A 26,102-nucleotide genomic window follows, 5' to 3' on the forward strand; every position below is an offset into this window, starting at 1 on the left:
GGTTCAGACAGATTTCGGTGAAGTGGCGGCCAGCAGCGAGCGACCGATGAAATCTTCATCATTGGTCACCCCCGGCAGGGTGAAGAAGTAACCGCCGCCGACCGGCTTGAGGTATTCCTCCAGCGGTTCACCGTTAAGGCGGGTCTGGACGGTAATGAAGCCCTTCTCAAGGTCAGCCTGGTAGCAGATAAACAGCAGCCCCATATCCAGCTGACCATTCTTGTTGACGCCGTTGGAGTAGTTGAACGGGCGGCGCAGAATCAGGTTCTTGCGGCTCTCAGGGGTGCGCGGGTTGGCCAGGCGAATATGCGAATCCAGGCGGGTCTTTTTGCCGTGCGGGTCGGCGGCGTAATTCGGCTCGTCACTTTCGAGCTTGCCGTCCATGGGCGCACCGCTGGCTTTGGTGCGGCCGAAGATCGACTCCTGCTCCTGCAACGGGGTACGGTCCCAGCGTTCGACGAAGTTGCGGATGATGCGTACCACCTGATAGCTGCCGTGCGCGGCCCAGGCCGGCTCGTCACTGCCGGGCTGGACCCAGACCAGTTCGTCCATCTGTTTCTTGTCGTTGGAGTCCGGGTTGGCCGAGCCATCACGGAAACCCAGGAAGTTACGCGCGCTCTCTGCCGGCTGACCGGGCTTTTTCGGTGCCTGCGGCGGTACGGTGCCTTCCTGCTTCCAGCGCACCAGCAGCAGGTCCGGCAGGTTTTTGACGATGTCGCGCAGGGCGTGGATGTTGGTGTCCGGGGTGTTGGCGCAAAACTGAATGCTCAGGTCGCCATGGCAACTGGCGGCGTCCAGCGCGTCATTGGGAAAACCGACCATACGGCTCAGCCGCTTGGGTTTTGCCGCTTGCAGGCCGAAACGCTCGTCGAACAGCGAATCGCCCACCGAAACGGTGATGGTCAGGTTGTCCGGGGTTACCAGTGGGCCGAGGATGCCGGAGTCCAGCGGTGGAAGCTTTGGATCAATGTCCTGGACCAGGCCGCCTTTCATCAAAAATGCGATGCGCTCGTTGAGGGTGCGCAGCAGTCGCTCCAGGTCTTGGCGGTCAGTGGCCAGTACATCGAAAGCGACGAACATGCCGGCCGCCGGGCGCGGGTTGACGATGCCGCTCTGGTGCACGCCATGAAAGGCGTTGCTGTCCTGGGTCTTGTCGCTGTTCGGTGCTTCGGTGACCTGCGCAGGTTTTGCGGCCATCGCTGGACCTGCCAGGCTGCTGCCGGCCAACGCCGCCCCGGCGGCGCCCAGCCCCATCAGCACGCGGCGGCGCTGGGGCGATTCGATCACAGCGGTTGCGTCTGGTTTTTTCATCTTGATTGAGTACTCCGCAGTCTTACAGGCTCGACAGGCCCAAGGCCGGATCGATTTGTTGCAGGGCATCGGCCAGCGCCGTGGACTGGCTGGCGATCAGTTGGCGGGCGGCGGCATCGACCTGATCGTAAGGTCGATAGCCGTCTGCGCTTTTCAGGCCGTTAAAGGTGCTGTCCAGGTTGGTCACGGCGCTGTCCAGGCGCTGTTGCAGGTCAGCGTGGTTCTTCGCCAGCAGTGGACGCAGCAGGTCGATGACCTTACGCGCGCCCTCAAGGTTGGCGGCAAACCCATTGAGGTCGGTGTGGCTGTAGCGTTCCTCTTCACCCTTGCTGCGGTTCTGCGCCAGGCTCAGCAGGTTGCGGATCACGATGCTGGTCAGTTGCTCCGGGGCAATGCTCTGGGCCAGCAGTTCCTGCTTGAGCCGCGCCACATCGGCACTGAGCTTTTGCGCCACAGGAGCAAGACCGTCGAGGCTGGCTTGCTTGAACAGACCGAATTCGATCCGGTGGAAGCCGCTGAAGCCTGGGTCTTGCTCACGTTGTTCGAAGTAATCGGCCCGGGCGTTGATGGTGTTGTCCAGTTCGGCCAGGCGCTGGGCGGCCGGGGCGATGCGCTGATAGGCGCTGCGCGCGGGCAGGTAGGCCGCCTGGGCAGCGTCGAGGTCGCCGGCTTCGATGGCTTGTTGCAAGCTGGCAACCGCTTTGATCAGCGCCGAGCCTTGCTGGCTCAGGTACACCCGGTACTCGGATAACGGGCCGATGAATGCGGTCATCGACGGGCGCGCCTTGGCCTGCGCCTCGGACTCGGCGGTCGGGGTCACGTGCAGGGTGCCGCGCGGGTTGCTCAGCAGGCCGCACGTGATGGCGTAATCGCCGGGCATCAGATTGGCGTTGATCACCTGGCTCATGCCGGGGGTGATGTTTTCGCGCTCTTCGACCACCAGCACGCCGTCGAGGATTTCCCATTCCACAGCACGTTCGGACTGGTTAACGATGCGGAAGCTGTGCTTGCCCGCCGGCACGGTCAGGGCATTGGGCTCGCAACTGCGCGGGTGAATATTGATCACCGTTTCGTTACCGGCATTGGCGGCACGCTTGTGCGCGGCCACTTGCGAGGCGTAGTAGAACAGCCCGCCAGCGGCGAACATCAGGACCACGGAGCCGGCGACGGCCACGCGCAGGGCACGGGGAGACCAGGCTCCCGATGAGGCGTTGGACATGAGTATCCCTTGAGACTAGTGATTCGTGACGGCCGGGCGCGGCGCCTGCGGCTGGTCTTTGTGCGGCAGGAAAAACAGCGTCAGGGCGGCCAGCAGATACAGCAGCCATGCGCCGAGCACACTGACGGTGGGGGCGTCCTGGTAACCGAACATCCCGGCCAGGATCGCGCCGGTCGGACCATCCATCGGCAGCGTGGCGCTGAAATCGAAGACCACCTCTTGCCAGTGGTTCCAGATACCGGCTTCATGCAGTGACCTGACCGAATTGGCCAGCACTCCGGCCGCCACGACGAGGATGAACAGCCCGGTCCAGCGAAAGAACAGGCTCAGGTTCAGGCGCAGACTGCCGCGGTACAGTGCCACCCCCACGGCTACCGAGACCAGCAGGCCGAGCAGGGCACCCAGCGGGGCGCCGGAGCCGGTGCTCTGCTGGAATACCGCGAGCAGAAAAAACACGGTCTCCAGACCTTCGCGGGCCACGGCGAAGAACACCATGGCAATCAACGCCCAGGTTTGATTGCGCGAACCGCTCAATGCGCTGTCCAGTGACTGTTGCAAATCGTCTTTGACCGAGCGCGCCACTTTGCGCATCCAGAACACCATGGAACTGAGGATGCCCACTGCCAGCAGGCCAACGATGCCTTCGAACAGTTCCTGCTGTTTTTGCGGAAATTCGGCGCTCATCAGTTCCAGGCCGCCACCGACGAACAAGGCCAGGGCGCCTGCGAGGAACACGCCGATCCACACCGCCGGCATCCATTGGCCGCGGCCGGTCTGTTTGAGATAGGAGGCAATGATGCCTACGATGAGCGCGGCTTCAATGCCTTCGCGCAGCATGATCAGAAAGGGAACGAGCATTTTTCACCAGGAATGACTACGGGCGGGTGAAGCGTTTCAAAGTGTTGCCACCGAAACAATGCGCAACATAATGATAGTCATTCCCGTGTAAGGGCCAGTTGTTTTTCCCTTATCCAAGGATTTCTGGCTGCTGTTCAGGGGCGGTTCAGGTGTTTGTCAAGCGCCGGTTGTCATAGCCAAAGCGTCTGGCGATGCCTTGTTTATCAATTCCAATCGGCGCTTTTAAACGGTTTTCAACGCACTAGTGGCGTGTCCGCAGCGTTGAGAATGGACTGTGCCAGGCGCACTCGCTCTGGGTTCGGGTAGTTGCGGTTGGCCAGGATCACCACGCCCCATTCGCGGTCGGCCATGAAGGCCACATAACCACCGAAACCATTGGTCGAGCCGGTCTTGTTGAGCCAACTGCCGGGTACTGGCTGCACGGGGGGGCGCAGTGCCTGCGCCGGTTGGGTCTTGAGCGCCATGTCATTGGAATTGCCTGCCAGCAGTGCCGACAGGTCCGCCGGTGGCGGATAGCTCTCCCAGGCCAGCGCCTGAATCGCCGGGCCAAAGCTGAAATAACCCGTGTGGGTCGCTCGCAGCGCTTCTTGCAACGGACTGGTTGGCGGGTGGCTGGCGATATTGGCCTCGACAAAACGGATCAGGTCGGCGCTGCTGGATTTCACCCCGTAAGCCTGATCGGCCAGTATGCCGGGATTGAGCCGTACCGGTTGGTCCTGCCGGTCATAGCCTTGGGCATACAGGCTCTGTTTGTCCGCAGGCACCTTGATCCAGGTCGCCGACAGCCCCAGGGCCGGCAGCAACCCTTGCTGCATGGCCTGGTCGAACGGCAGCCCCAGGCTTTTGGCGGCAATCATCCCGAGCAGGCCGATACTCGGGTTGGCATAGCTGCGATGCGTGCCGGGCAGGTACTGCGGCTGCCATGCCTTGAAGTACGCCATCAGTTGTTGCTCATCCTGCACTCGATCCGGCACCTGTAACGGGAAGCCGCCGGCCGTGTGGGTGGCCAGGTGCAATACGGCGACCTTGCCCAGGCGGCTGTCATGCAGGGCGGGCAGGTAGCTGTCGATCGGGGCGTCGAGCTGGAGTTTGCCTTGCGCCTGAGCCCAGGTGGCGAGGGTCGCGGTGAAGGTCTTGCTGATCGAGCCCAGTTCGAACAGCGTGTCGCTGGTCACCGGTGAGCCCGTGTCTTTGGCCGCCACGCCGAAATTATAGAAGCGCTGGACGCCATGGTCAGTGACCGCGATGGCCATGCCGGCGATACCGTTTTGTTGCATGACTTGCCGGGCGGCCTGCTCGATGAGCAGGTCCCGGGCCTGCGAATCGGTGGTCTGGCTCCAGGCCGCAGGGCTGCCGAGAAGGGCCAGCGTTACCGCGGTCAGCGTGATTGTTCGGTTCATTGTCAGTCCTGTTGCGCGGGGGGCCGGTACATTGCCTGCCAATAGGAGAACGCTCAATAGACATTTGTTCTCTGAATATTGGCGAATGCACGCGCTGTAACCACATGTGTCTGGCTGCATTGGGCACGTTTGCGTACCATGCCAGCTTTTTCGCGTGCCCACGCGCCGCCTGGTCTGGTAACCCATGAAATTCTCCCGTCTGCGCGCCGATGTTCTTGCCGGCCTGACTACCTCTTTTGCGCTGGTGCCCGAGTGCATCGCCTTTGCCCTGGTGGCGCATCTCAACCCGCTGATGGGCCTGTACGGGGCTTTTATCATCTGCATCCTGACCGCCCTGTTGGGTGGTCGGCCGGGCATGATCTCCGGCGCAGCAGGCTCAATGGCGGTAGTGATCGTCGCGCTGGTGGTCGAACATGGCGTGCAATACCTGCTGGCCACGGTGCTGCTCGGCGGGGCGCTAATGGTGCTGTTCGGCCTGCTGCGCCTGGGCAAGCTGGTGCGGCTGGTGCCGTACCCGGTGATGCTCGGCTTCGTCAACGGTCTGGCCATTGTCATTGCCATGGCCCAGCTCGAACACTTTCAACATGACGGCGCCTGGCTCAGCGGCCAGGCGTTGTACATCATGCTCGCCCTGGTCGCGGTCACCATGGCCATCGTTTACCTGCTGCCGCGTCTGACCCGTGCGGCACCGCCCGCATTGGTAGCGATTGTCGGGGTTGGCCTGGGGGTGTACCTGCTCGACCTGCCGACCCGCACCCTGGGGGATATGGCGCACATGGCCGGTGGTTTGCCGGCCTTTGCCTGGCCGCAAGTGCCCTGGACGCTGGAAACCCTGTACATCGTCGCGCCTTATGCGCTGGTTATGGCCATGGTGGGCCTGCTGGAGACGTTGCTGACCCTTAACCTCACCGATGAAATCACCGAGACTCGTGGTTACCCGGACCGCGAGTGCGTGGCGCTGGGGGCGGCGAACATGGTGTCAGGGGTGTTCGGCGGGATGGGCGGCTGCGCCATGATTGGCCAGACCGTGATCAACCTTGGCTCCGGCGGTCGTGGGCGGCTGTCCGGGGTTGTGGCCGGTGGCATGATCCTGATGTTCATCCTGTTTCTGGCGCCGCTGATCGAGCGTATTGCGCTGGCGGCGCTGGTTGGTGTGATGTTGGTGGTGGCGCAGCAGACCTTCGCCTGGGCGTCGCTGCGCATCCTGCGCAAAGTGCCGGTCAGCGACATGCTGGCGATTGTCGCGGTAACCGTGGTCACGGTGCTCACCGACCTGGCCATGGCGGTGCTGTTCGGGGTTATCGTCGCCGCGCTGGACTTTGCCTGGAAGCATGCCCGTGACCTGTATGTCGACAGCTATCAGGCCGTCGATGGCAGCAAGGTCTACAACGCGCATGGCACGCTGTTCTTTGCCTCGACCACACATTTTCTCGAACAGTTCTCGCCGCAAGATGATCCTGAGCAGGTGGTACTCGACTGTCAGCACCTGAGCTTCGTCGACTACTCGGCCATTGCCGCACTCAAAACCCTGCGCGAGCGCTATGAAAAGGCCGGCAAACACCTGCGCGTGATCCATCTGTCCGAGCGTTGCCGCAGCCTGCTGCGGCGTGCCGGCATCCAGCCACAAGGAGTGTGAACAATGACTGGCCCGACGCCGCTGCAAGCCTATGAACAAGCCCTGCAACGGGGCTTTCATGCTGATGCGTCCCAGCGTGATGCCGCTGAACAGTTGCAGGCCTGCTGGCAGGCGCTGGCTGATGGCGGCGGCGCCAGGGGCATCTACTTGTGGGGGCCAGTGGGGCGCGGCAAGACCTGGCTGATGGATCGCTTCCATGAAAGCCTGCAAGTACCGTCGCGGCGTCAGCACTTTCATCACTTCATGCGCTGGGTCCACAAGCGCATGTTTGAACTGACCGGCATCGCCCAGCCGTTGGCGGTGATCGCCCGGGAACTGGCGGCAGACGTGCGAGTGCTGTGTTTCGACGAGCTGTTCGTCACCGACATCGGCGACGCGGTGATTCTCGGCGGGCTGCTACAGACCATGTTCGAAGCCGGTGTGGTGCTGGTCTGCACCTCGAACATCCCGCCGCCGCAGTTGTACAGCCACGGCCACAACCGCGAACGCTTCCTGCCCGCCATTGCCGCGATCGAGCACTACATGCAAGTGGTCGAGGTCGATGGCGGCGCAGACCACCGATTGCATCCGGGGCAACTGCTGCAACGCTACTGGGTCAGCGAACCCGGCAAGCCCGGCGCCCTGGCTGAAATCTTCAAGGGCCTGACCCACGGCCAGACCGTGCACGACACTCAGGTCATGCTGGGCTACCGCAGCGTCAATGTCCTGCAACATACCGACAACGTGATCTGGTGCCGTTACCGCGACCTGTGCGAACAACCACTGGCGGCGATGGACTTCATCGCCCTTTGCGACCGTTTTGCCGTGGTCATGCTCAGCGAAGTACCGCTGCTCAGCGCTGTACAGCGCGAGGCGAAGATTGCCCGCGGCACCGAAGACGGCGTCGAACAGGTCAAAGCCGGTGACCGCGAACTGCCGCAACTGTCACCCAAAGATGACAGCGTGCGGCGCTTCATCGCCCTGGTCGACGAATGCTACGACCGCCGCGTCCCGCTCTATGTCGAAGCCCCCGTGCCCATGGACCAGCTTTACACCCAGGGCTACCTGGAATTCGCCTTCCGCCGAACTTTGAGCCGTTTGCAGGAGATGCAGTTGCAGCGGTTTAGTGAGTGAGTGAGAGAGCCCCGGCAGATTAAAACCCGTCCTGCCAAGCGCACCTGCTCCTTATAGAAAGAGCAGCGACTTCCCTGCCGGCTTTCCCACCAAATCGACACCTGCGTTCGGCCAGCGCCCAAGTCGCGTTCGGCGGCGCCTGCAAGAACATTCCAAAACAAATCGCGCATGGCTTGAGAACTTCGTTGCCGTTGCCGTTGCCGTTGCCGTTGCCGTTGCCGTTGCCGTTGCCGTTGCCGTTGCCGTTGCCGTTGCCGTTGCCGTAGATTTTGATTTTTGAGCCGAGATGGCACAGACGACGCGGGCCGCGACTTTGGCGCTGGCCGAGGGTAGGCGTCGATTCGGGGGAGAAACCGACATGGAGGTCGGTTTCAGGTGCGCTGGGCAGGGATGCCCATCGCGCCGACCCCCGAATCGATGCCGGACGGAGGGAAGTTCGCCCGCAGGGCGGACCCAAGCCAGGAGCAAGCGGTTTTCCCCTATTTTGCCAAGCACAAAATAGGGTCGCCCGTCGGGGCGAAACCCGCAGGCCAGACAACCGCGGCAATGAACCTGCCAAGACATCAGCTGTTCGCGGCTGAAGCCGCTCCTACAGCCGTTCAGGAAACCGCGTTGCGCCGCCGCTGCGCCAACAGATGCTTAGCCCCCTCGATCACCAACACCAGCACCGCCAGCCAGATCGGCACATAGGTCAGCCACTCATCAGCGCCGATACTCTCGCCCAGCAACAACGCCACGCCCACCAGCAACACCGGCTCCACATAACTGAGCAGCCCGAACAGGCTGAACGACAACAGCCGGCTCGCCAGCAGATAGCTGATCAACGCCGACGCACTGATCACCCCCAACAGCGGAATCAACACATACAACATCGGCGTCGCCTGCGCCGCCGCCGGATTACCGCTGACAATGAACCACACCCCGACCGGCAACATGAACAACATGTCAAACCACAGCCCGCCCAGATTGTCTGTCTGCAACCGTCGGCGCAGCACGAAATACACCGGATAACCGGCCGCGACCACCAGCGTCTCCCAGGAAAAACTGCCCAGTCGCCACACTTCATGCGCCACCCCAAACGCAGCAAAGGCTGCCGCCACCTTCTGCAGGTGCGACAGGTGCTCGCCATACACCAGACGCCCGGTCAGGATCATCGTCAGTGGCAACAGAAAATAACCCAGCGACACCTCCAGGCTGCGACCGTGCAACGGCGCCCACATGAACAACAGCAACTGCACACCCATCAGAAACGAAGACAGCATGATCCCCGGAATCAGCACCGGGTGACGCAAAATGCGCGCGCCCAGCGCCTTGACCAGCGGCCAGTCACCGCACATGAACATGAACAGCGTCACGCACGGCACCGTCAGCAGCATGCGCCAGCCGAAAATCTCTTCACCGCTGAGCGGGGCCATCAACGAGGTGTAGTAGTACATGACTCCGAACAGACAGGAAGCCAGTACCGAAAGCGCAATTCCTTTCTGCACGAGGGACTCTTGGGAAGGCAATGGATGAAAGAGAAGGGTTGCACCGCAGTGGTGCAATGCCTGCCTATTCTAAGGACTGTTCGCGATTCAAAACAGTCGTGTAGTTGAAAATGCTACAGAATTTGTCCGTCTGCCTGCCCAGATGCGTCCCTTGAATACCCGAACGCGATGCCGTGCACTGAATGGGGGCGAGGTTGTAACTGGTTATTAAGTTTCGTTTAAGCCAAGTGCCATACATTTGCCTGACATCAAATGTTCACATTGTTAGGGAGAGGGTGAGTCATGGCGGATATCGATCTGAAGCGTTTCGATATTGTTTCCGGGCAGATCCAGCGGGTCTATGAGTTCGACGACGGTCGCTGGGAGCTTGAGAACATTGATCGCGACGAGACCTACAGCGTGTCTGGCACTGATGTGCTGCATGTCGAGCGCGACGATGGCTGGATCGAGACCACCGTTTACCGCGACCTGGACGGCAGTGGCATCTATCAGGAAATCTCGGTGTCGCACAGTCGTCCGGGCGAGACCGGCCAGCCGTTGGTGGCGCAAGTCAGTGATGCGTCACTGGCGCGCCTGTACATGACCACCTTCGACCGCAGCCCGGACCTTGGCGGCTTTCGTTACTGGGAACAGCAAGTGGACCGCGGCATGTCACTGACGGACGTGGCTGCAAGCTTTGTGAACAGTAGCGAGTTCAATCAGACCTACGGTGCCCTCAACAATACCGACTTCGTCAATCAGCTGTACCTCAATGCCCTGGATCGCAGCGCCGACGCCGGTGGCCGGGATTGGTGGACCGGCCATCTGGACAACCAGACCATGAGCCGTCAGGAAGTGGTAATCGCCTTCTCCGAGTCGGCCGAGTTTGTCGCTTTGAGCAACCAGGCCGTCGACGGCTTCATTCAACTGGCCGGCCAGCCGGTCGCTACTGAAGCATTTGTCTGACGCTTATTCGACTTTTCCAGCGTTGTCAGGTCTGAGTCGCTACCATGGCCCTTTTTTGTCATGGATGAGGAGCCCGCATGACCGCTTGTGACACCGCTACCGCTGCCTCGCGCAGCACCCCGCGCCAGGAGCAGATGGCAACGCGCCTGGCGTTTTTCATTGCCGGTTTCGGGATGGCCGCCTGGGCACCACTGGTGCCTTACGCCAAGCTTCGCGTCGGCCTGGATGAGGGCATGCTCGGCCTGCTGCTGTTGTGTCTCGGGGTGGGTTCGATCAGTGCCATGCCGGTGGCCGGAGCGCTGGCGGCGCGTTGGGGGTGTCGACGTCTGCTTGTAGGCGGCACCTTGCTGATCTGCCTATGCCTGCCCCTGCTGGCCACGGTCGACAGCCTGGCGCTACTGATTGCCGCGCTGTTTATGTTCGGGGTGGGGATGGGCGCTGTGGACTGCACGGCCAACATCCAGGCGGTGATTGTCGAGCGTGAAAGCGGCAAGACCATGATGTCGGGCTTTCACGGCTTGTTCAGCCTTGGCGGGATCGTCGGTGCTGCCGGCGTCAGCGTACTGCTGGTGCTGGGCGCCTCGCCGTTGCAGGCGATTTTGGTGGTGCTGTTCATCATCGCGTTGGCGCTGCTCAAGGCCATGGCGCATTTGCTGCCTTATGGCAGTGCTGCTGAAGGCCCGGCGTTTGCGATTCCGCGCGGGGTGGTGCTGTTTATTGGCCTGCTGTGCTTCACCGTATTTCTCGCCGAAGGTGCAATGCTCGACTGGAGTGCGGTGTTCCTGACCGCCAGCCGCGGCATGGAGACCGCCTACGCCGGCCTGGGTTATGCGGTATTTGCCGTGACCATGACCTTTGGCCGGTTGTTCGGCGATGCCATCGTGCGCCGGGTCGGGCCGAACCGCATCATTGTTTTGGGTGGCCTGCTGGCGGCGCTGGGCCTGGCCATCGCCACCCTGGTGCCGGCCTGGGAAGCGGCCTTGCTGGGGTATGCGATGGTTGGCGCCGGCTGCTCGAACATCGTTCCAGTGTGTTACAGCGCCATAGGGCGCCAGCAAGACATGCCCGAAAGCGTGGCCATCCCGGCAGTGACCACGGTCGGCTATGCCGGGATTCTGATGGGGCCGGCAGCCATCGGCTTTGTCGCCCACCTCAGCAGCCTGGGCGTGGCGTTCATGGTCGTGGCGATCATGCTGCTGGGCGTTGCCGCCAGTGGCAGCCGGCTGAGGGCGTGATGCCTGATTATAGGTAGCGGGCCATTCCCGATACCCGGATCGAGCTGCCCGGCTGTGCGCTGATTTCTGCCCGCAGCCGCGACGGGCTGCCCATGTCTTCGCCCTGCAGGATATCGATCACACCGCCATGTGGCCAACCGATGTCACGCAGGTAACCGGCCAGCGCGGCAGTGGCGGCGCCGGTTGCCGGGTCTTCGTAGACACCGCCGAACGCGAACGGATTGCGGGTATGGAAAAACTGCGCGCTTTCAGCAAACACCAGCACAATTGTGGCCCAGCCTTCACGCACCATCAGCTCGCGCCCGGCGGCCTGGTCATAACGCATGGCGCTGAGCGCTTCACGGCTGTTGAGCGCCAGCACCAGGTGCCCCGCACCGCCATTGATCGCTGCTGGCGCAATGCGCAGGTCCAGCTCATCGCGGCGATAACCGAACAGATCCAGCGCCTCGTTCAGCAGTGCTTCGCTGATCGGCTGGCTGTGGGTCGGGGGTGATTGCAACGCCGCCGAAACCAGTCGCCCCTGCGCATGGCCCTCCACGGTAATGCTGGCCTGGTTCAATTGCAGATCGAACACTCCGTCACCGTGCTGCGCCGCCAGTGCCGCTCCCAGGGCAATGGTGGCATGGCCGCAGAATGGCACTTCGGCCAAGGGCGAGAAATAACGTACCCGCCAGCGCCCGCCGTCCAACGGGGCGGCAAACGCGGTCTCGGAAAACCCGACCTCTGCCGCGATGGCTTGCATGCGTGGCTCATCGGGCAGGGCATCGCCAATCCACACCCCGGCCGGGTTGCCGCCTGTTTCGCCGTCGCTGAAGGCTGCCAGTTTGAGGATTTCTGTCATGGTATTGCGCTCCCTGTCTTGTCAATTTCGGTCAGTGTGCAAGAAGCGGGCGAGCGCGGCCCCATACAGCCATGCGGTTTTTTGACCGGTCAGTTGTAGCGTTGCACTGGCCGGTTAGCCAGCAACCGCTCCCGCGCACCATCCCAGGCCCAGTTGAACGCCATGGTGTAGGGCAGGAAGAACAGCAGCACGCCAATGTCCAGCCAGAACGCCTGAACCAGGCTGATCGACAGCCACCAGGCGGCCAGCGGTACCACGGCCAGAATCAGACCCGCCTCAAAGCACAGCGCATGCAGCGTACGGTTGGTCAGGGTCATGTTGAAGCCCATCCGGGCGCGGATGCGGTCAAAAAGCAGGTTGAACAGCATGTTCCAGAGCATCGCCACGGTGGAGATCATCACTGTCAGGGCGCCCATGCTGCCAATAGAGCGATCCATCACCCAGGCCAGGATCGGCGCACAGATGATGACCCCGATCGTCTCAAAGGCGACGGCGTGCAGCACGCGTTCCTTGAGGGTTTTGGCAGGGAGTGAATGGGCTGAGCTGTTCATGACGGAGCCACCTGTCAATAAAGATCCTGCATTCTTATCGGTCATCGGGCTAAAGTGAAAATACGATCAATCGGTAAAACCGATGGAGGCCGCGTCATGAATTATTCACCCGAAGCCCTTGAGGCGTTTGTCCAGATCGCTGCGCTGGGTTCGTTCAGTGCGGCGGCGCGCCGGCTGGGTAAAAGCCAGTCAACCATCAGCGAGGCCATTGCCCGGCTGGAGATCGATCTGGACCTGCAACTGTTTGATCGTTCGGCGCGCCAGCCGGTGTTGACCGCAGCGGGCAGGGCCATGCTGGAGCGGGTCGAGGATGTGCTGTGTGCCCAAGACTTGCTGCGTCGCACCGCCGGGCGGCTGGCGGCTGGCGTTGAGCCGCGCCTGACCCTGGTGTTGTCCGATGCCAACCAGTTCGTCGAATTCGAAGCGCGTATGACCGAGCTGGACCAGCGTTTTCCGGATATCGAGCTGGAATGCGTATTTGCCGAACACGGCGATGCCATCAATCTGATCCAGAGCGGCCGGGCGACGCTGGGCCTGCTTTCGGCCCAGGCCGGTTATCCGCCCGAGATCGGCCATGCAACCATCACCGAACGCGCCGATTTTGGCTTGTTCGTTGCGCACCAGCATCCTCTGGCTGGCCAGCAGCAGGTCAGCTATGCGCAATTGGCGGGTCATCGGGCCTTGCGACTCAACACCCTGGTAGAGCACCTCAACCCGACCGATGACCTGCCCACCAGCAGCCGGCGCAGTTGGTCGGCGCCTAACTATCTGCTGCTAATGGACATGGCGGTGTTCGGCTTTGGCTGGGCCGCCTTGCCGCGCTGGCTGGTGTCTGGCTACGCCCAGGGGCGCTTGCAGGAGTTGCAGGTGCCGGGCTGGCCACGCCGCTCGGCGGTTGATGTGATCTGGTCGCGGCAGCGCACCCTGGGTCCTGCCGGCGCCTGGTTGCTGGAGACCCTGATGCCCTGAAAGGACACTGTAATATCAGTTTAATATCGCTGTAGTAGGGTCACGTATTTATGATGTGCAGTGGCCCGCGAATGAAAGCAGAGCATTTTCAATTCATGCGTCCCCGATTGCCCCGTGACCACAAAAGTGCGGGGGATCTGTGCAACTTCGTTCCAGCCATCGACATAGACGACAGTAACTCACTGGTCATGGAGGTCTTTACCACCCAGCGCGACCTGGTGTGCCTGGCGGTGGTCGATCAAGAGCGGCCGGTCGGGCTGATCAATCGCAATATCTTCATGTCACAGATGAGCAAGTTGTATCACCGCGAGCTGTACGACAAGAAAAGCTGCATCGCCTTCATGGACAAGGAGCCGCTGATCGTCGATGCCGAGATGAGCATCGAAGAGCTGACCTTCAAGACCGTCGAGTTCGGAGAAAAAGCGCTGGCCGACGGCTTTATCGTGACCCGTGAAGGGCGGTTTGTCGGCTTGGGCAACGGTCTGCAACTGATCGCGGTGGTGGCGGCGATGCAGGCGGAAAAGAACCGCCAGATGATGCAAAGCATCGAATACGCCAGTGTCATTCAGCGCGCCATGCTGCGTGCTTCGCGCGAGACGCTGGCCTCGACCTTGAGTGACGCCTCACTGGTCTGGGAGCCGCGTGATGTGGTGGGCGGCGACTTCTATCACTTCTGCAAGTACCCCGATGGCTGGTTCGGCGCGATTGCCGACTGTACCGGCCATGGTGTGCCCGGTGCGTTCATGACCCTGATTGCCTCCAGCGCGCTGGGTCAGGCGCTCGATCAGTACGGGCCGCGCAACCCGGCGACCCTGCTGTCGGCGGTCAACCGCAGCGTCAAGAGCATGCTCGGTCAGGACCGCGACGCCGACGGCACCCCGGAATCCGATGACGGCCTGGACGCTGCGTTCTTCTGGTTCGATACCCATACCTGGACCCTGCGCTTTGCTGGTGCGCGGCTGTCCCTGCATGTGCTGCACCCGGAGGCTGAGCAGTTTCAGACGGTTGCCGGCCAGCGGATGGGCGTCGGCTACGTCGACAGCGGCATGGATTACCAATGGGAGATGCACAGTGTGCCGCTGGAGTCCGGCAGCCTGATTTTTATCACCACCGATGGCCTGACCGACCAGATTGGCGGGGTCAAGAACATCGCCTTTGGCAAGCGCCGGGTATTTGAAAGCCTGCTGGCCAATAGCGATAGCCCGGCGGCCGAGATTGGCCAGGGGTTGTTGCAAGTCCTGTCGCACTGGCAGGGCGAACAGAATCGTCGTGACGATTTGACTTTCTTTTGCGCTCGTCTCAGGAGCAATGATGACTAATCTGCTGCGCGCCATTGAGGACCATGACATGAGCTTTTTCGACCTTGCCCAACAGCGCAACGTGATTTTCTACCACATGGGCTACTTCTCCCACAGCGTCGTTTCGGCGATGGCCGAGGTGGTCAAGCTGCAGCTTGAAGTATCCGGTGTCAGCGGCCCGACCCGCCGCAAGCTGTTCTCATCGTTCATCGAGCTGTCGCAAAACATCGTCCACTACTCGGTCGATGCCTTGGGCGTGTCGGCCGAGGACGACACCGGGCTGCGTCATGGGGCGGTCTGCATCAGTGCCGAAAACAATCGGTTCACCATGCTCTGTGCCAACCCGGTGGCCAGTGGCGAGGTCGAGCGGCTGCGCGCCAACCTCGAACCGCTGCGCGGCATGTCGGTTGAAGAAATCAAACAGGCCTACAAGGTGTCCCTGCGGGCTGAAACGCCGGAGGGCAGCAAAGGCGCGGGGCTGGGTTTTCTGACCATGGCCCGCGACGCCAGCGAGCCGCTGGAGTACAGCTTCCAGCCGCGCCCGCAAGACCCGGAGACCACCTTGTTCTGCCTCAAAGCCACTATTTGAATGGATTGATGACTGTGATGGACAATTTTTTCATTGAAGCCACTGCCACTTCGCCTGAAGTCGATTTTCGTTATGACCAACGCCTGCTGACCATCAAGGGCGAGTCCTATCCTGAAAACGCCGCCGCGTTTTATGCGCCGATCGTCCAGCAACTGCGCGACTTTCTTGCTAATTGCGCCGGCGTTGAAGTGACGGCCAACATTGCACTGGCCTACTTCAACAGCTCCAGCACCAAGATGCTGTTCAATATCTTCGATACCCTTGACCACGCGGCCATGGCCGGTAACAAGATCGTGGTCAACTGGTATCACGATGAAGAAGACGAAACGATCTTCGAGTTCGGTGAAGAACTGCAGGCCGATTTCACCTCGTTGACCTTCAATGATCATCCCGTGTCGGTTTCATAAAGGAGATTGGTCATGGTGACTGCTGGCTCTGCGCTCCAGGCGCGTGCGGATCAGACCGTGGACTTGTTCAGTAGCGAGACCGACGCGTTGCGGCGTGCCCGCTCGGTCCTCGCTCAGGCCGATGCCGACGCTGAGCTCTACCAGCAGTCGCTGGCCGAACTGACCAGCCACTTCGAGCGCCTGATTCGAGAAACCCGGCGCTTGATCACTCGCAGTGACCGTGCCGAACGCGAGATGAACGCGCTCAATCTGCAGTTGCAAACGCTGGCCGAACAGCTGGAGTTCCGCGCTACCCATGATGCCCTGACCGGGGTGCTGAACCGCGGTGCTGTGATCGAGCGGGCCAAGCGGATGCTGGAAAGCACCGGCGCGGTATTGATCGTGCTGGACATTGATCTGTTCAAGCAGATCAACGATGACTTTGGTCATCCGGCGGGCGATGCAGTGATTCGCGGGATCGTCGAATGCCTGGCGCCGATCGTGGCCAAGGTCGGGGTGATCGGCCGGGTGGGCGGTGAAGAGTTCACCGTCGTGCTGCCTGGCAGCGACTTGCAGCAGGGGCTGGACTATGCCGAAGCCATGCGCGCGGCGATCGCCGGGCATTGCTTTGCTGCCCCGGTCAACCGCCAGGTCACTGCCAGTTTCGGGGTCAGCGCCAGTGCGGCCGGCCTGCGCTTCGATGCCGCTTACAGCTCTGCGGACACGGCGTTGTACCAGGCCAAACGTACCGGGCGTAACCGGGTAGAGCGGGCCCAAGGCTGACTCTGGCGGGCTGAAAACTATCTGCCCATCGGGCAGAGTCAAATTGCTGGCGCTCTGACATAATGCGAGGGTGCTTGCAGCCCTTTGTCCAGAAGCCGCCGTTCATGTTGCTCAGCGATCCCTTCTCGTTACTGTTGATCATCACTCCGTTCGGGATCATGACGGCGCTATTGCTGTGCCTGTCGTATGTCGGTGCGGGGCGCAGCAACAAGGCCCTGCACTGGTGGCTGTTGGGTGAACTGTGCAATACCTCGTACCGGGTTGCCGAAATGCTCCAGCCCGGCCTGTTGCTGCCGTCGCTGCACTGGCTGGAGATTCTGTCGCCACGCGCTGCCTTGCTGGCCAGCACCGGTCTGCTGATTGCCAGTATTGGTTGTCATACCGTGGCGTTGCGTCATTTTGTCGGGCTGCCGGGACGCCTCGGCCAGCAGCTCGGCTGGGTGCTGGTGCCGCTGGCCGGCTATCTGGCTCTGGCGGTGGCGTTGATCGACACTTCCTGGATTCTTCCCTGGTTTGCCGGGGTGGCGGCGCTGGCGATTGCCGTGCAGATGCGGGTCTGTGCCGGGCTGTTGAGGACTTATCGCGGCGCTTGGGGGATTGCCGCGACCCAGGTGTTCGCCTTCGGCTTCCAGCTGTGGTCATGTGTCAGCCTATTGATCGAGCCGATCCCGCCGCTGCCTTATGACGAGCCGGACATGCCCTCGCGGATGGCGCTGCTGGTGGATTTTACGGTGTCATTCCTGTTTACCCTCGGCTTTGCCCTGATGCTTCAGGAGCACTTGCGCATGCAGGCCCTGCAACTGAGCATCACCGACGTGCTGACCGGGGCCTTGAACCGGCGCGGCGCCCAGCCGATTCTCAACCAGCAATGGGCGCAGGCCGCACTCGGCAGCTATCCGCTGACGGTGGCGATGATCGATCTGGACAACTTCAAGAACATCAATGACAAGTACGGCCATGCGGTGGGCGACAGTGCCTTGCAGGCGTTCTCGGCGGCGGTGTTTTCGCTCAAGCGTCATAGCGATGTGTTCGTGCGCTGGGGCGGGGAAGAGTTTCTGTTGATGTTTCCGCACACCGATGTCGCCCAGGCGCAGGTTTTTATGGCGCGCCTGCGCGATGCGCTGGCCAGTCGCGAACTGGACCCGCAGTTGCCATTGCCGATTGCGTTCAGTGCCGGTCTGACCCAGTCCGGCAGCCGCCATCTGCAGCACAGCTTCGATGCGCTGCTGCGCACCGCAGACCAGGCGCTGTACCGGGCCAAGCAGCACCGTGACCGGGTCGAAGTCGGCGAGATCGCCGGTTAAGCAAGGCTTGAGCGTTTGAGCACCAGGGTCAGGATGTCGTAACTGGCCACCAACTCGTCGTGCTGGTTGGTCACCTCCACATCCCAGGCCACCACCCCTTGCGGTTCGTCCCTGGCGCTGAGCTTGCCCTGGTCGATCTTGCGCTTGCAGGTCAGCCGCGCACGGATCGTGTCACCAATGCCCACCGGGTTGATGAAGCGCAGCGTATCCAGGCCATAGTTGGCCAGTACCGGACCCTCTGCGGGGGAGACGAACAGCCCGGCGGCCGCAGAGAGTACGAAGTAGCCGTGGGCGATGCGCTTGCCGAACTGCGATTGGCGGGCGGCAATCTCGTCAAAATGCATGTAGAAGTGATCCCCCGACAGGCAGCCAAAGTTGACCAGGTCAGCTTCGGTCACGGTGCGCCGATGGGTCAGCAGCGATTCGCCGATCTGCAGGTCGTCAAAATAGCGGCGGAAGGGGTGGACTTCGGTTTCGATCAGCCTGGCACCGCGCACGTACTCGCCGGTGACGGCCATGAGCATACTCGGCGAGCCTTGCACGGCGCTGCGGTGCAGGTAGTGTTTCACCGCCCGCAGACCGCCCAGTTCCTCACCGCCGCCGGCCCGCCCGGGGCCGCCGTGCTTGAGTTGGGGCAGGGGCGAGCCATGGCCGGTGGACTCGGCGGCTGATTCACGGTCGAGAATGTGCAGCCGACCATGCAGCGCGGCTGCGGCGGGCACCACTTTGGCGGCGACCTGCGGGTCTTTGGTGATCAGGCTGGCAACCAGGCTGCCTTTGCCACGGGCGGCCAGGGCAATGGCCTCGTCCAGATCCTCGTAGGCCATCAATGTGCTGACCGGGCCAAACGCTTCGATATCGTGGGCGCCGCCCTCGGCATGCGGGTTGCGGCTGCGCAGCAGGGTCGGGGCAAAGAACGCGCCCTCGGCCACCCCTTCGCCACGCGGCGCAAAACCGTCGGCGGCCCCCAGCAGCAGCTCACTGCTGGCCAGCAGCAGCTGCAAGCGCTCGGTAACGTCGGCCTGTTGCGCATGGGACGCCAGGGCGCCCATCTTCACGCCTTCCACTGACGGGTCGCCGACCACCACTTTACTGAGCCGCGCATGCAACTGTTGCGCGACCGCATCGATGTGTCTGGCCGGCACGATGGCGCGGCGGATGGCGGTGCACTTCTGGCCGGCCTTGACGGTCATCTCGCGGGCCACTTCCTTGATGAACAGCTCGAACTCCGGATCGTCCGGGGTCACTTCCGGGGCGAGGATCGCGCAGTTCAGCGAGTCGGCCTCGGCGTTGAACGGCACGCACTGGCGGATCAGGTTAGGGTTGACGCGCAGTTTCGCGGCGGTGTCGGCCGAGCCGGTGAAGGTCAGCACATCCTGACCTTGCAGGCGGTCAAGCAAATCGCCCGTGCTGCCGATGATCAGTTGCAGGCTGCCAGCGGGCAGCAAGCCGGACTCGTGCATCAGGCGCACGGTCGCTTCGGCCAGGTAACTGGTCGCGGTGGCCGGTTTGACGATGCACGGCATGCCGGCCAGAAAGCTCGGCGCAAACTTTTCCAGCATCCCCCAGATTGGAAAGTTGAACGCATTGATATGCACTGCCACGCCGCCGCGCGGCACCAGAATATGGCTGCCAACGAAGCTGCCCAGCTTGCCCAGCGGCATGGCCGGGCCTTCGTGCAGCAGGTTGCCCGAGGGCAGTTCGCGGCGGCCGATACTGGCATAGGCGAACAGCGTACCGGCACCGCCCTCGATGTCGATCCAGCTATCGGTCCGCGTGGCGCCGCTATGGTGCGACAGGCTGTACAGCAGTTCCTTGCGTTCGAGCAGGTAGTTGCCGAGCGCCTTCAGGCATGCGGCGCGCTGCTGGAAATCCAGAGCCAGCAGGCTGTCACGGCCTTGCCGGCGCGCGTGCTCCAGGGCCTCGTTGAAATCCAGCGGCTCGTCATGCGTGTGGGCAATGCCCTGGCCATTGACAGCGCTGCGCAGCGAGGCGGCGCCATGCTCGCCAATCCAGCGACCAGCGATAAAACTTTGCAGGGTAGGGGCGTTGCTCATCAGAGTGTCTCCACATTTATGGTGGGCGGGGCCAGCACTACCAAAGCGCCAGGGTGTAGCCCAGGATCAGCCGGTTCTCGTCCAGATCGGTGCTCAGCCCGTTGCCGGAGCGAAAGGTCAGGTTGCGCCAGCGCATGCTCAAGCCCTTAAACGGGCCGCTTTGCAGCACGTAGGCGATATCGGTATTGCGTTCCCATTCTTCGCCGTGATCGCCGCTGGCGGTGCGCGCATTGCGGCCATCGACATAGCGGGTCATGAAGCTCAGGCCCGGCACGCCGAGGGCAGCAAAGTCATAGTCGTAACGCAGTTGCCAGGCGTCCTCTTCGGCGCGGGTAAAGGTGTTATAGGTCACCAGGTTGACCGAGTACGGGTCACCGCCATTGAGAAACGCAAAGGCGCTGTCGCCCGACATGCGCTGAAAGCCCAGGCCGACTTTGTGCCCGCCGTAGCCCAGCGTGAACATGCCGTTGAGGTTGCGGTTATCGATGCGCCCGGCGCGTTGCTGGCCATCGTTGCCGCTGTCGAAATAGCGCAGGTCACTGCGCAGGCTCAAGTTCGTCCCCAGCGGCACGCTGTGCACCAGGCCGATAAAGTGCTGGCGGTAGATGTTGGTGAGCTTGCCGTAGTAGTAACTGGCGGTCAGTCGCGGGCTGAACGCGTAGCTGCCACCGGCAAAGTCAAACGCGTCGCTGCTGGCGGCGCCGTAGCCAATCGCATCGCGGCTGGACGAATCGCGCAGGTTGGCGCGGGTCAGGCGTCCGGCATTGATGGTCAGGCCGTCGATGTCTGTGGAGGTCAGCATGCCGCCCTGAAAGGTCGACGACAGCAGACGGGTGTCGTTATAGGTCACCACCGGCAGCATGGGTTGCAAGGTGCCGAGTTTCAGAACGGTTTTCGCCACCCGCAGTTTGGCCGCGATGCCCAGTTCGCTGTACTGGTCGATCGGCTCACCGCTGGCCGGGTCGAATGCCAGCAGCCCGGTATTGCGCCGGCTGGCACTGGAGTCGAGCTTGATACCCAGTTCGCCGATGGCGTCCACGCCCAGACCCACGGTGCCCTCGGTAAAGCCCGACGTCAGGCGGGCGGTGAAGCCTTGCGCCCATTCTTCAGCCTTGGCCTGAGGCGCATCGCTCTGGCGAAAGTCGCGGTTCAGGTAGAAGTTGCGCATCTCCAGGCTGGCCTTGCTGTCTTCGACAAAACCGGCCTGGGCGCTGGCGGCTCCCATGGCCAGCAGCAATGAGGCAGAAACACGGACGTTATGCATTGTTATTGTTCCGTCGGTTATAGGAGCGGACTGAGCCGCGATCAATGCGAAAGTGTTTATCCAGAACCTAATGCCGGCTGGCCGCCGCAGCCCCCAGCCCGGTCATCGAGCGAATGAACTGCGCCAGGTAGCGGCCACGTTCCTGAGTGGCGCGTTCGGAGCGGTCGGTGACCGAGAACAGCCAGGCGCAGGCAAACGCGCAGCTCATGGAGAACAGCGCGGGGTTGGAGTAGGGGAACAATGCTGTGTCGTGGCCAAGCAGCTTGACCCACACCACCGGGCTCAAGACCAGCAGCACCACCGCCGATATCAGGCCCGCCAGGCTGCCGGCCACCGCACCACGGGTGGTCAGGCCTTTCCAGAACATCGAGAGCAACAGCACCGGGAAATTCACCGAGGCGGCAATCGCCAGCACCAGACCTGACAGGAAGGCGATGTTCTGCGACTCGAACAGCAAACCGAGAATGACCGCCAGCACGCCGATCACCAGGGTGGTCAGGCGCGACATGCGCATCTCTTCGCGCTCGCTGGCCTGGCCTTTACGGATCACGCAGGCATACAGGTCGTGGGCCACTGCCGAGGCGCCAGACAAGGCCAGGCCCGCGACCACCGCCAGAATGGTGGCGAAGGCCACGGCCGAGATGAAACCGAGAAACAGGCTGCCGCCGACCGCCTGGGCCAGATGCACCGCGACCATATTGCCGCCACCGATGATGGCGCCAGTGCCGTCGCGAAAGGCCGCATCGGTGCCGACCATGACAATTGCGCCGAAGCCGATGGCGATCAGCAGCAGGTAGAAGTAGCCGATGAAACCGGTGGCATACAGCACGCTCTTGCGCGCCTCGCGGGCATCCTTGACGGTGAAAAAACGCATCAGGATATGCGGCAGACCCGCCGTGCCGAACATCATCCCCACTGCCAGCGACAGGGTGTCGATGGGGCTGCTGAGCATGCCGCCCGGCGCCATGATCGCGGCCCCCTTGGCATGCACCGCTGCCGCACCGGCGAACATCGCCTCGGTGCTGAAGTTGAAGTGGCGCAAGACCATGAACGCCATGAAGCTGGCGCCCGAGAGCAGCATCACGGCCTTGATGATCTGGACCCAGGTGGTGGCCAGCATGCCGCCGAAAGTGACGTAGCACACCATCAGCACCCCGACCAGCAGCACCGCTTGCAGGTAACTGATACCGAACAGCAGCTCGATCAGTTTGCCGGCACCGACCATCTGCGCCATCAGATACATCAGCGCCACGATCAAGGTGCCGAACGCGGCCGTGATACGGATGGGTGTCTGTTGCAAACGGTACGACACCACATCGGCAAAGGTGTATTTGCCCAGGTTGCGCAACCGCTCGGCAATCAGGAACAGAATGATCGGCCAGGCGGCGACGACGCCCAGCGAGTACAGCAGACCGTCATAGCCGACCATGAAGATCATCGCCGAGATCCCCAGGAACGACGCCGCGCTGATCATGTCGCCAGCAATCGCCAGACCGTTCTGCAAACCCGTGATGCCGCCGCCTGCGGTGTAGAAGTCGCTGGCCGAGCGGGTCCGCAATGCCGCCCAGCGGGTCACCCCGAGGGTGAACAGCACGAACACCACAAACATGCCGATGGCATGCCAGTTCAATGGCCGTGCAGGCGCGTCGGCGGCCAGCGCGTTGGCACTGCACAACAGGCTGCCGAGGGCAGTGACCAGCAGCGAAGGCTTCATGGCTGCACCTGCTGCAACAGTTTTTCGGTCAGCGGATCGAGCACCCGGTTGCTCTGGCGCACATACAGGGCGGTCAACACAAACGACAGGAGGATCACCGCAACGGCCAGCACGATCCCCAGGCTGGTCACCCCACCGCTGAGCGAGCGGCCCAGTGTCTGTGGGTAGAAGGCCATCAATACGACGAAGCCATAGTAAATCCCCAGCATGATCAGGGTCAGCGACCAGGTCAGGCGTTGCTTGCGCTTGACCAGCTCGATGAAGTCGGGGTGGCGCTGTAACTGTTCGATGTCCTGTGGCGTCATGGGGCGGCTCTCTTTTTTGTGATTGTTTTAGAAACGCGGTGTGGCGGGGGCAGGGATGCATCCGCTGCTAACGGGCTCGCAGGCGCAATACCGATCGGTTAGGGTCTGTGTGGTCCGCTGGGCGATCGCCCGGCGGCGCCTATGGGTTCAGCGCTGGTCAAAATCCAGCACCACCTGGTCGCTCAACGGGAAGGCCTGGCACGACAGCACGTAGCCGGCGGCGACTTCGTAATCTTCCAGGGCGAAGTTGCTGTCCATTTCCACCTCGCCGCTGATCACCTTGCATTTGCAGGTCGAGCACACGCCGGCCTTGCACGAATACGGCAGCTCGGCGCCCTGGGCGTTACCGGCTTCGAGCACGCTGACGCTGTTGCGGGGCAGGGCGAAAGAGAGCTCGCGACCGTCGCTGATCACGGTGATCTGGCTCGTGGCGCTGCCTGCCTGGGCGGCGATCTGGCGGGCCTGGCGGGTGTGGCTGCTGCCCGCTGCGGCGAACAGCTCAAAGTGAATGCGCTCGCTTGGCAGACCGTTGGCCCGAAGCTGCTCGCGCACGGTCTCGGTCATCGCTTGCGGACCGCAGATAAACGCCGCATCCAGCGCCTTGACGTTGATCCAGCGGCTGAACAACTGGCTGCATTTGTCGGCATCGATGCGCCCGTTGTACAGCTCGACATCCTGTTGCTCGCGGCTGAACACGAAGATCAGGTTCAGGCGTTGCAGGTAGCGGTTTTTCAAGTCTTCGAGTTGCTCGCGAAACATCGCGGCAGTGCTGGAGCGGTTGCCGTAGATCAGCGTGACCTGGCTGTGCGGCTCGCTCTGCAGGGTGGTTTTGATGATCGACAGGATCGGGGTGATGCCGCTGCCGGCGGCCACCGCCAGATAGCGGCCATGGCGCGCCGGGTCGAGTGGCACACTGAAATGCCCGGCCGGTGGCATGACCTCCAGTTGCTGGCCGACCTTGAGACGGTCGTTGGCCCAGGCCGAGAACATCCCGCCGGCGACCCGCTTGATCGCCACGCGCAGTTCGCCATCGTTGGCGCCGGTGCAGATCGAGTAGGAGCGGCGCACTTCTTTGCCGTCCAGATGGGTGCGCATCACCAGATGCTGACCGTGTTCGAAACGAAAGCGCTCGGCCAGTTCAGGCGGAATGTCGAAGGCAATCGATACCGCATCACGGGTTTCGGTGCGTACGTCGCTGACGGTCAGGCTGTGGAATTTGCTCATTATTGTTCTCCTGCAGCAGGCCGCTCAGATGCACTTGAAGTAATCGAAAGGTTCCAGGCAGTCGCGGCAGCGATACAGCGCTTTGCAGGCTGTGGAACCAAACTCGCTGAGCCGCTCGGTGTGTGCGCTGCCGCACTGCGGACAGTTGATCTGTGCTGCCTCGCCCAGCAGGCTGCGTTTGCTGACGCTGCCCTCAGGCGGGGCGATGCCATAACCGCGCAGCCGCTCGCGGCCGCTGGCGCTGAGCCAGTCGGTGGTCCACGCCGGGGTCAGGCGCCGCTCCAGCTGCGGCGCAGCAAAGCCGGCCTGTTCCAGCGCCGCGGCGATGTCCTGCTCGATCACCTCGGTGGCCGGGCAACCCGAGTAGGTTGGGGTCACCACCACATGCAGGTGGCCGCCCTGCCAGCCCAGATCACGGACAATCCCCAGCTCGACCACGCTGACCACCGGCACTTCGGGGTCCATGACATTGCCAAGCACCGCCCAGGCATGGGCCAGATCGCCAGGCTGCAGCGGCCGCGCACCACGGTCGCCCGCGATCAGTTCGGGGCTTGGCTGTTCACCAGGTCGCATCGGGATGACTCCTGTGCAGCGACTGCATTTCTGCCAGCAGCAGGCCCAGATGTTCGCTGTGCAAGCCTTGCCGGCCACTGAGGTAGAACGGGCTGGCCGGCGCGGGCAGTGGCAGGGTGGCGCGGGCCAACTGGTCGGCCACCGTGCTTTGCCAGGCATCGGCCACTTGTTGCGGGTTGGCGGCGATACCCGCCTCGAACAGGCGCTGCTCCAGCTCATCAGCGGCGGTCAGCTCGACCGTGAAGCGCCATAGCTGATCAATGGCGTTGAGCATGCGCCGATGGCTTTCGTCGGTGCCATCGCCCAACCGCTCGACCCATTCGCCGGAGCGGCGCAGGTGATAGGTGACTTCCTTGAACGCTTTGGCGGCGATGCCGGCGATACGCTCATCACTGGAACTGCTCAGCCCGCGCAGCATCTGTAAATGCCAGGCGTCATACAGAAATTGCTTGGTCATGGTCACGGCATAATCGCCGTTGGGTTGTTCGACCAGCAGCAGGTTGCGCAAGGCGCGCTCATCGCGGCGAAACGCCAGATGATCTGCATCGCGGCCGTCGTCCAGCAGCTCGGCGGCGTACTCCAGCCAGTTGCGCGACTGGCCAATCAGATCCAGGCCCACATTCATCAACGCCAGCTCTTCTTCCAGGGCCGGTGCACTGCCGCACCACTCGCACAGGCGCTGGCCCTGGATCAGGGCGCTGTCACCCAGACGCAGCAGGTATTCAATAAGGTCGGCAGACGGGTTCATGCTCGGTTCCTCACATGTGGCCGACTTCAGGCGGCAGTTCATAGAAGCTGGCATGCCGGTAGACCTTGTCTTGCGCCGGGTCGAACAACGGGTCTTTCTCGTCTGGCGAGGACGCGGTAATCAGCGCCGAAGGCACCACCCACAGGCTCACCCCTTCGTTGCGCCGGGTGTATAGCTCGCGGGCATTCTCGATCGCCATCGCGGCGTCGGCGGCATGCACGCTGCCAACATGTTTGTGATTGAGTCCATGCTTGCTGCGCACGAACACTTCGAACAGGGTCCATTCGGACAT

At 62.3% G+C, this 26,102-nt stretch carries 25 protein-coding genes; 10 read left to right on the plus strand and 15 right to left on the minus strand.

Translation table 11 applies throughout. From position 1 onward, the window contains the following. Positions 1 to 3: 3 nt before the first annotated feature. The 4 genes from efeB to ampC form a co-directional block, all read right to left on the minus strand. Positions 4 to 1,311 carry an iron uptake transporter deferrochelatase/peroxidase subunit gene (gene efeB / locus PSCI_RS17795; RefSeq protein WP_045489577.1) on the minus strand — a complete coding sequence of 436 codons (1,308 nt, stop codon included), beginning with the start codon at positions 1,309 to 1,311 and terminating at the stop codon, positions 4 to 6. Between the two features lie 22 nt (positions 1,312 to 1,333). After that, positions 1,334 to 2,530: an iron uptake system protein EfeO gene (gene efeO / locus PSCI_RS17800; protein WP_045489580.1), complete on the minus strand. Its 1,197-nt coding sequence runs from the start codon at positions 2,528 to 2,530 to the stop codon at positions 1,334 to 1,336. Between the two features lie 15 nt (positions 2,531 to 2,545). Then, a complete protein-coding gene (gene efeU, locus PSCI_RS17805) occupies positions 2,546 to 3,388 on the minus strand; it encodes an iron uptake transporter permease EfeU (protein ID WP_045489583.1) in 843 nt (280 codons plus the stop codon). A 233-nt stretch (positions 3,389 to 3,621) separates the two neighbouring features. Continuing rightward, a complete protein-coding gene (gene ampC / locus PSCI_RS17810; RefSeq protein ID WP_442965474.1) occupies positions 3,622 to 4,794 on the minus strand; it encodes a class C beta-lactamase in 1,173 nt (390 codons plus the stop codon). A gap of 178 nt (positions 4,795 to 4,972) precedes the next feature. Here ampC and PSCI_RS17815 point away from each other — a divergent pair, with 178 nt between their 5' ends. Together PSCI_RS17815 and zapE are read left to right on the plus strand one after the other, a co-directional pair. Next, the gene (locus tag PSCI_RS17815) at positions 4,973 to 6,424 is read left to right on the plus strand and encodes a SulP family inorganic anion transporter (RefSeq protein ID WP_045489589.1); all 1,452 of its coding nucleotides are present in this window, start codon (positions 4,973 to 4,975) and stop codon (positions 6,422 to 6,424) included. A 3-nt stretch (positions 6,425 to 6,427) separates the two neighbouring features. Beyond that, positions 6,428 to 7,537: a cell division protein ZapE gene (gene zapE, locus PSCI_RS17820; protein ID WP_045489591.1), complete on the plus strand. Its 1,110-nt coding sequence runs from the start codon at positions 6,428 to 6,430 to the stop codon at positions 7,535 to 7,537. Between the two features lie 599 nt (positions 7,538 to 8,136). Here the strand turns inward: zapE and rarD are convergent. After that, a complete protein-coding gene (rarD, locus tag PSCI_RS17825) occupies positions 8,137 to 9,024 on the minus strand; it encodes an EamA family transporter RarD (RefSeq protein ID WP_045489594.1) in 888 nt (295 codons plus the stop codon). Positions 9,025 to 9,306: 282 nt separating this feature from the next. Here rarD and PSCI_RS17830 point away from each other — a divergent pair, with 282 nt between their 5' ends. Next, positions 9,307 to 9,969 carry a DUF4214 domain-containing protein gene (locus PSCI_RS17830; RefSeq protein WP_045489597.1) on the plus strand — a complete coding sequence of 221 codons (663 nt, stop codon included), beginning with the start codon at positions 9,307 to 9,309 and terminating at the stop codon, positions 9,967 to 9,969. A 77-nt stretch (positions 9,970 to 10,046) separates the two neighbouring features. After that, positions 10,047 to 11,204: an MFS transporter gene (locus PSCI_RS17835; RefSeq protein ID WP_045489600.1), complete on the plus strand. Its 1,158-nt coding sequence runs from the start codon at positions 10,047 to 10,049 to the stop codon at positions 11,202 to 11,204. Positions 11,205 to 11,211: 7 nt separating this feature from the next. On the opposite strand, the gene PSCI_RS17840 is transcribed toward PSCI_RS17835, so the two are convergent. Next, positions 11,212 to 12,045, minus strand: a complete 834-nt coding sequence (locus PSCI_RS17840; RefSeq protein ID WP_045489603.1) for a PhzF family phenazine biosynthesis protein — start codon at positions 12,043 to 12,045, stop codon at positions 11,212 to 11,214. 89 nt (positions 12,046 to 12,134) lie between these two features. Continuing rightward, complete coding sequence (locus PSCI_RS17845; protein WP_045489605.1) at positions 12,135 to 12,596, minus strand: multidrug/biocide efflux PACE transporter; 462 nt, start codon at positions 12,594 to 12,596, stop codon at positions 12,135 to 12,137. Between the two features lie 96 nt (positions 12,597 to 12,692). Here PSCI_RS17845 and PSCI_RS17850 point away from each other — a divergent pair, with 96 nt between their 5' ends. The 6 genes from PSCI_RS17850 to PSCI_RS28240 all read left to right on the plus strand — a co-directional run bounded on the left by PSCI_RS17850 (position 12,693) and on the right by PSCI_RS28240 (position 17,925). Continuing rightward, on the plus strand, positions 12,693 to 13,565 hold the full coding sequence (locus tag PSCI_RS17850; protein ID WP_045489608.1) for a LysR family transcriptional regulator: 873 nt from the start codon (positions 12,693 to 12,695) through the stop codon (positions 13,563 to 13,565). A 95-nt stretch (positions 13,566 to 13,660) separates the two neighbouring features. Continuing rightward, the gene (locus PSCI_RS17855; RefSeq protein WP_045494514.1) at positions 13,661 to 14,884 is read left to right on the plus strand and encodes a SpoIIE family protein phosphatase; all 1,224 of its coding nucleotides are present in this window, start codon (positions 13,661 to 13,663) and stop codon (positions 14,882 to 14,884) included. Next, entirely contained in the window at positions 14,877 to 15,452 is a 576-nt protein-coding gene (locus PSCI_RS17860) for a SiaB family protein kinase (protein WP_045489610.1), read from the plus strand. The genes PSCI_RS17855 and PSCI_RS17860 overlap by 8 nt, the downstream gene beginning before the upstream one ends. A gap of 17 nt (positions 15,453 to 15,469) precedes the next feature. Then, the gene (locus PSCI_RS17865) at positions 15,470 to 15,859 is read left to right on the plus strand and encodes a DUF1987 domain-containing protein (protein WP_045489613.1); all 390 of its coding nucleotides are present in this window, start codon (positions 15,470 to 15,472) and stop codon (positions 15,857 to 15,859) included. Between the two features lie 12 nt (positions 15,860 to 15,871). Then, entirely contained in the window at positions 15,872 to 16,621 is a 750-nt protein-coding gene (locus tag PSCI_RS17870; protein WP_045489616.1) for a GGDEF domain-containing protein, read from the plus strand. A 104-nt stretch (positions 16,622 to 16,725) separates the two neighbouring features. After that, positions 16,726 to 17,925, plus strand: a complete 1,200-nt coding sequence (locus PSCI_RS28240) for a GGDEF domain-containing protein (protein WP_158497591.1) — start codon at positions 16,726 to 16,728, stop codon at positions 17,923 to 17,925. Here PSCI_RS28240 and paaZ read toward each other — a convergent pair. The 8 genes from paaZ to paaB form a co-directional block, all read right to left on the minus strand. Beyond that, complete coding sequence (gene paaZ, locus PSCI_RS17880) at positions 17,922 to 19,982, minus strand: phenylacetic acid degradation bifunctional protein PaaZ (RefSeq protein ID WP_045489619.1); 2,061 nt, start codon at positions 19,980 to 19,982, stop codon at positions 17,922 to 17,924. The two genes, PSCI_RS28240 and paaZ, sit on opposite strands and share 4 nt — an antisense overlap. Before the next feature lie 37 nt (positions 19,983 to 20,019). After that, positions 20,020 to 21,246 (minus strand): OprD family porin, encoded by a 1,227-nt coding sequence (locus PSCI_RS17885; protein ID WP_045489622.1) that lies wholly within the window; start codon positions 21,244 to 21,246, stop codon positions 20,020 to 20,022. A 67-nt stretch (positions 21,247 to 21,313) separates the two neighbouring features. Beyond that, positions 21,314 to 22,960: a cation acetate symporter gene (locus PSCI_RS17890; protein ID WP_045489625.1), complete on the minus strand. Its 1,647-nt coding sequence runs from the start codon at positions 22,958 to 22,960 to the stop codon at positions 21,314 to 21,316. Next, the gene (locus PSCI_RS17895) at positions 22,957 to 23,265 is read right to left on the minus strand and encodes a DUF485 domain-containing protein (RefSeq protein ID WP_045489627.1); all 309 of its coding nucleotides are present in this window, start codon (positions 23,263 to 23,265) and stop codon (positions 22,957 to 22,959) included. Before PSCI_RS17895 ends, PSCI_RS17890 begins: the two co-directional genes overlap by 4 nt. Before the next feature lie 147 nt (positions 23,266 to 23,412). Beyond that, the gene (paaE, locus tag PSCI_RS17900) at positions 23,413 to 24,489 is read right to left on the minus strand and encodes a 1,2-phenylacetyl-CoA epoxidase subunit PaaE (RefSeq protein ID WP_045489629.1); all 1,077 of its coding nucleotides are present in this window, start codon (positions 24,487 to 24,489) and stop codon (positions 23,413 to 23,415) included. Positions 24,490 to 24,513: 24 nt separating this feature from the next. Next, complete coding sequence (paaD, locus tag PSCI_RS17905) at positions 24,514 to 25,062, minus strand: 1,2-phenylacetyl-CoA epoxidase subunit PaaD (RefSeq protein ID WP_045489633.1); 549 nt, start codon at positions 25,060 to 25,062, stop codon at positions 24,514 to 24,516. Further along, on the minus strand, positions 25,049 to 25,810 hold the full coding sequence (paaC, locus tag PSCI_RS17910; protein ID WP_045489636.1) for a 1,2-phenylacetyl-CoA epoxidase subunit PaaC: 762 nt from the start codon (positions 25,808 to 25,810) through the stop codon (positions 25,049 to 25,051). The genes paaD and paaC overlap by 14 nt, the downstream gene beginning before the upstream one ends. 10 nt (positions 25,811 to 25,820) lie before the next feature. Beyond that, entirely contained in the window at positions 25,821 to 26,102 is a 282-nt protein-coding gene (gene paaB / locus PSCI_RS17915; RefSeq protein ID WP_024764426.1) for a 1,2-phenylacetyl-CoA epoxidase subunit PaaB, read from the minus strand.

The sequence above is a fragment of the Pseudomonas sp. StFLB209 genome (genome assembly GCF_000829415.1).
Taxonomy (GTDB): Bacteria; Pseudomonadota; Gammaproteobacteria; order Pseudomonadales; family Pseudomonadaceae; genus Aquipseudomonas.

Excerpts from the sequence above, each read along its gene's own strand:
- PSCI_RS17855 (WP_045494514.1), top strand. The coding sequence starts at position 13,661 with ATGCGTCCCCGATTGCCCCGTGACCACAAAAGTGCGGGGGATCTGTGC.
- PSCI_RS17815 (WP_045489589.1), top strand. The coding sequence starts at position 4,973 with ATGAAATTCTCCCGTCTGCGCGCCGATGTTCTTGCCGGCCTGACTACC.
- PSCI_RS28240 (WP_158497591.1), top strand. The coding sequence starts at position 16,726 with ATGTTGCTCAGCGATCCCTTCTCGTTACTGTTGATCATCACTCCGTTC.
- PSCI_RS17890 (WP_045489625.1), bottom strand. The coding sequence starts at position 22,960 with ATGAAGCCTTCGCTGCTGGTCACTGCCCTCGGCAGCCTGTTGTGCAGT.
- PSCI_RS17835 (WP_045489600.1), top strand. The coding sequence starts at position 10,047 with ATGACCGCTTGTGACACCGCTACCGCTGCCTCGCGCAGCACCCCGCGC.
- paaB (WP_024764426.1), bottom strand. The coding sequence starts at position 26,102 with ATGTCCGAATGGACCCTGTTCGAAGTGTTCGTGCGCAGCAAGCATGGA.
- efeU (WP_045489583.1), bottom strand. The coding sequence starts at position 3,388 with ATGCTCGTTCCCTTTCTGATCATGCTGCGCGAAGGCATTGAAGCCGCG.
- paaD (WP_045489633.1), bottom strand. The coding sequence starts at position 25,062 with ATGCGACCTGGTGAACAGCCAAGCCCCGAACTGATCGCGGGCGACCGT.
- PSCI_RS17865 (WP_045489613.1), top strand. The coding sequence starts at position 15,470 with ATGGACAATTTTTTCATTGAAGCCACTGCCACTTCGCCTGAAGTCGAT.
- PSCI_RS17895 (WP_045489627.1), bottom strand. The coding sequence starts at position 23,265 with ATGACGCCACAGGACATCGAACAGTTACAGCGCCACCCCGACTTCATC.
- PSCI_RS17870 (WP_045489616.1), top strand. The coding sequence starts at position 15,872 with ATGGTGACTGCTGGCTCTGCGCTCCAGGCGCGTGCGGATCAGACCGTG.
- paaC (WP_045489636.1), bottom strand. The coding sequence starts at position 25,810 with ATGAACCCGTCTGCCGACCTTATTGAATACCTGCTGCGTCTGGGTGAC.
- zapE (WP_045489591.1), top strand. The coding sequence starts at position 6,428 with ATGACTGGCCCGACGCCGCTGCAAGCCTATGAACAAGCCCTGCAACGG.
- efeO (WP_045489580.1), bottom strand. The coding sequence starts at position 2,530 with ATGTCCAACGCCTCATCGGGAGCCTGGTCTCCCCGTGCCCTGCGCGTG.
- paaZ (WP_045489619.1), bottom strand. The coding sequence starts at position 19,982 with ATGAGCAACGCCCCTACCCTGCAAAGTTTTATCGCTGGTCGCTGGATT.
- PSCI_RS17885 (WP_045489622.1), bottom strand. The coding sequence starts at position 21,246 with ATGCATAACGTCCGTGTTTCTGCCTCATTGCTGCTGGCCATGGGAGCC.
- efeB (WP_045489577.1), bottom strand. The coding sequence starts at position 1,311 with ATGAAAAAACCAGACGCAACCGCTGTGATCGAATCGCCCCAGCGCCGC.
- PSCI_RS17860 (WP_045489610.1), top strand. The coding sequence starts at position 14,877 with ATGACTAATCTGCTGCGCGCCATTGAGGACCATGACATGAGCTTTTTC.
- PSCI_RS17830 (WP_045489597.1), top strand. The coding sequence starts at position 9,307 with ATGGCGGATATCGATCTGAAGCGTTTCGATATTGTTTCCGGGCAGATC.
- PSCI_RS17850 (WP_045489608.1), top strand. The coding sequence starts at position 12,693 with ATGAATTATTCACCCGAAGCCCTTGAGGCGTTTGTCCAGATCGCTGCG.
- paaE (WP_045489629.1), bottom strand. The coding sequence starts at position 24,489 with ATGAGCAAATTCCACAGCCTGACCGTCAGCGACGTACGCACCGAAACC.
- PSCI_RS17845 (WP_045489605.1), bottom strand. The coding sequence starts at position 12,596 with ATGAACAGCTCAGCCCATTCACTCCCTGCCAAAACCCTCAAGGAACGC.
- PSCI_RS17840 (WP_045489603.1), bottom strand. The coding sequence starts at position 12,045 with ATGACAGAAATCCTCAAACTGGCAGCCTTCAGCGACGGCGAAACAGGC.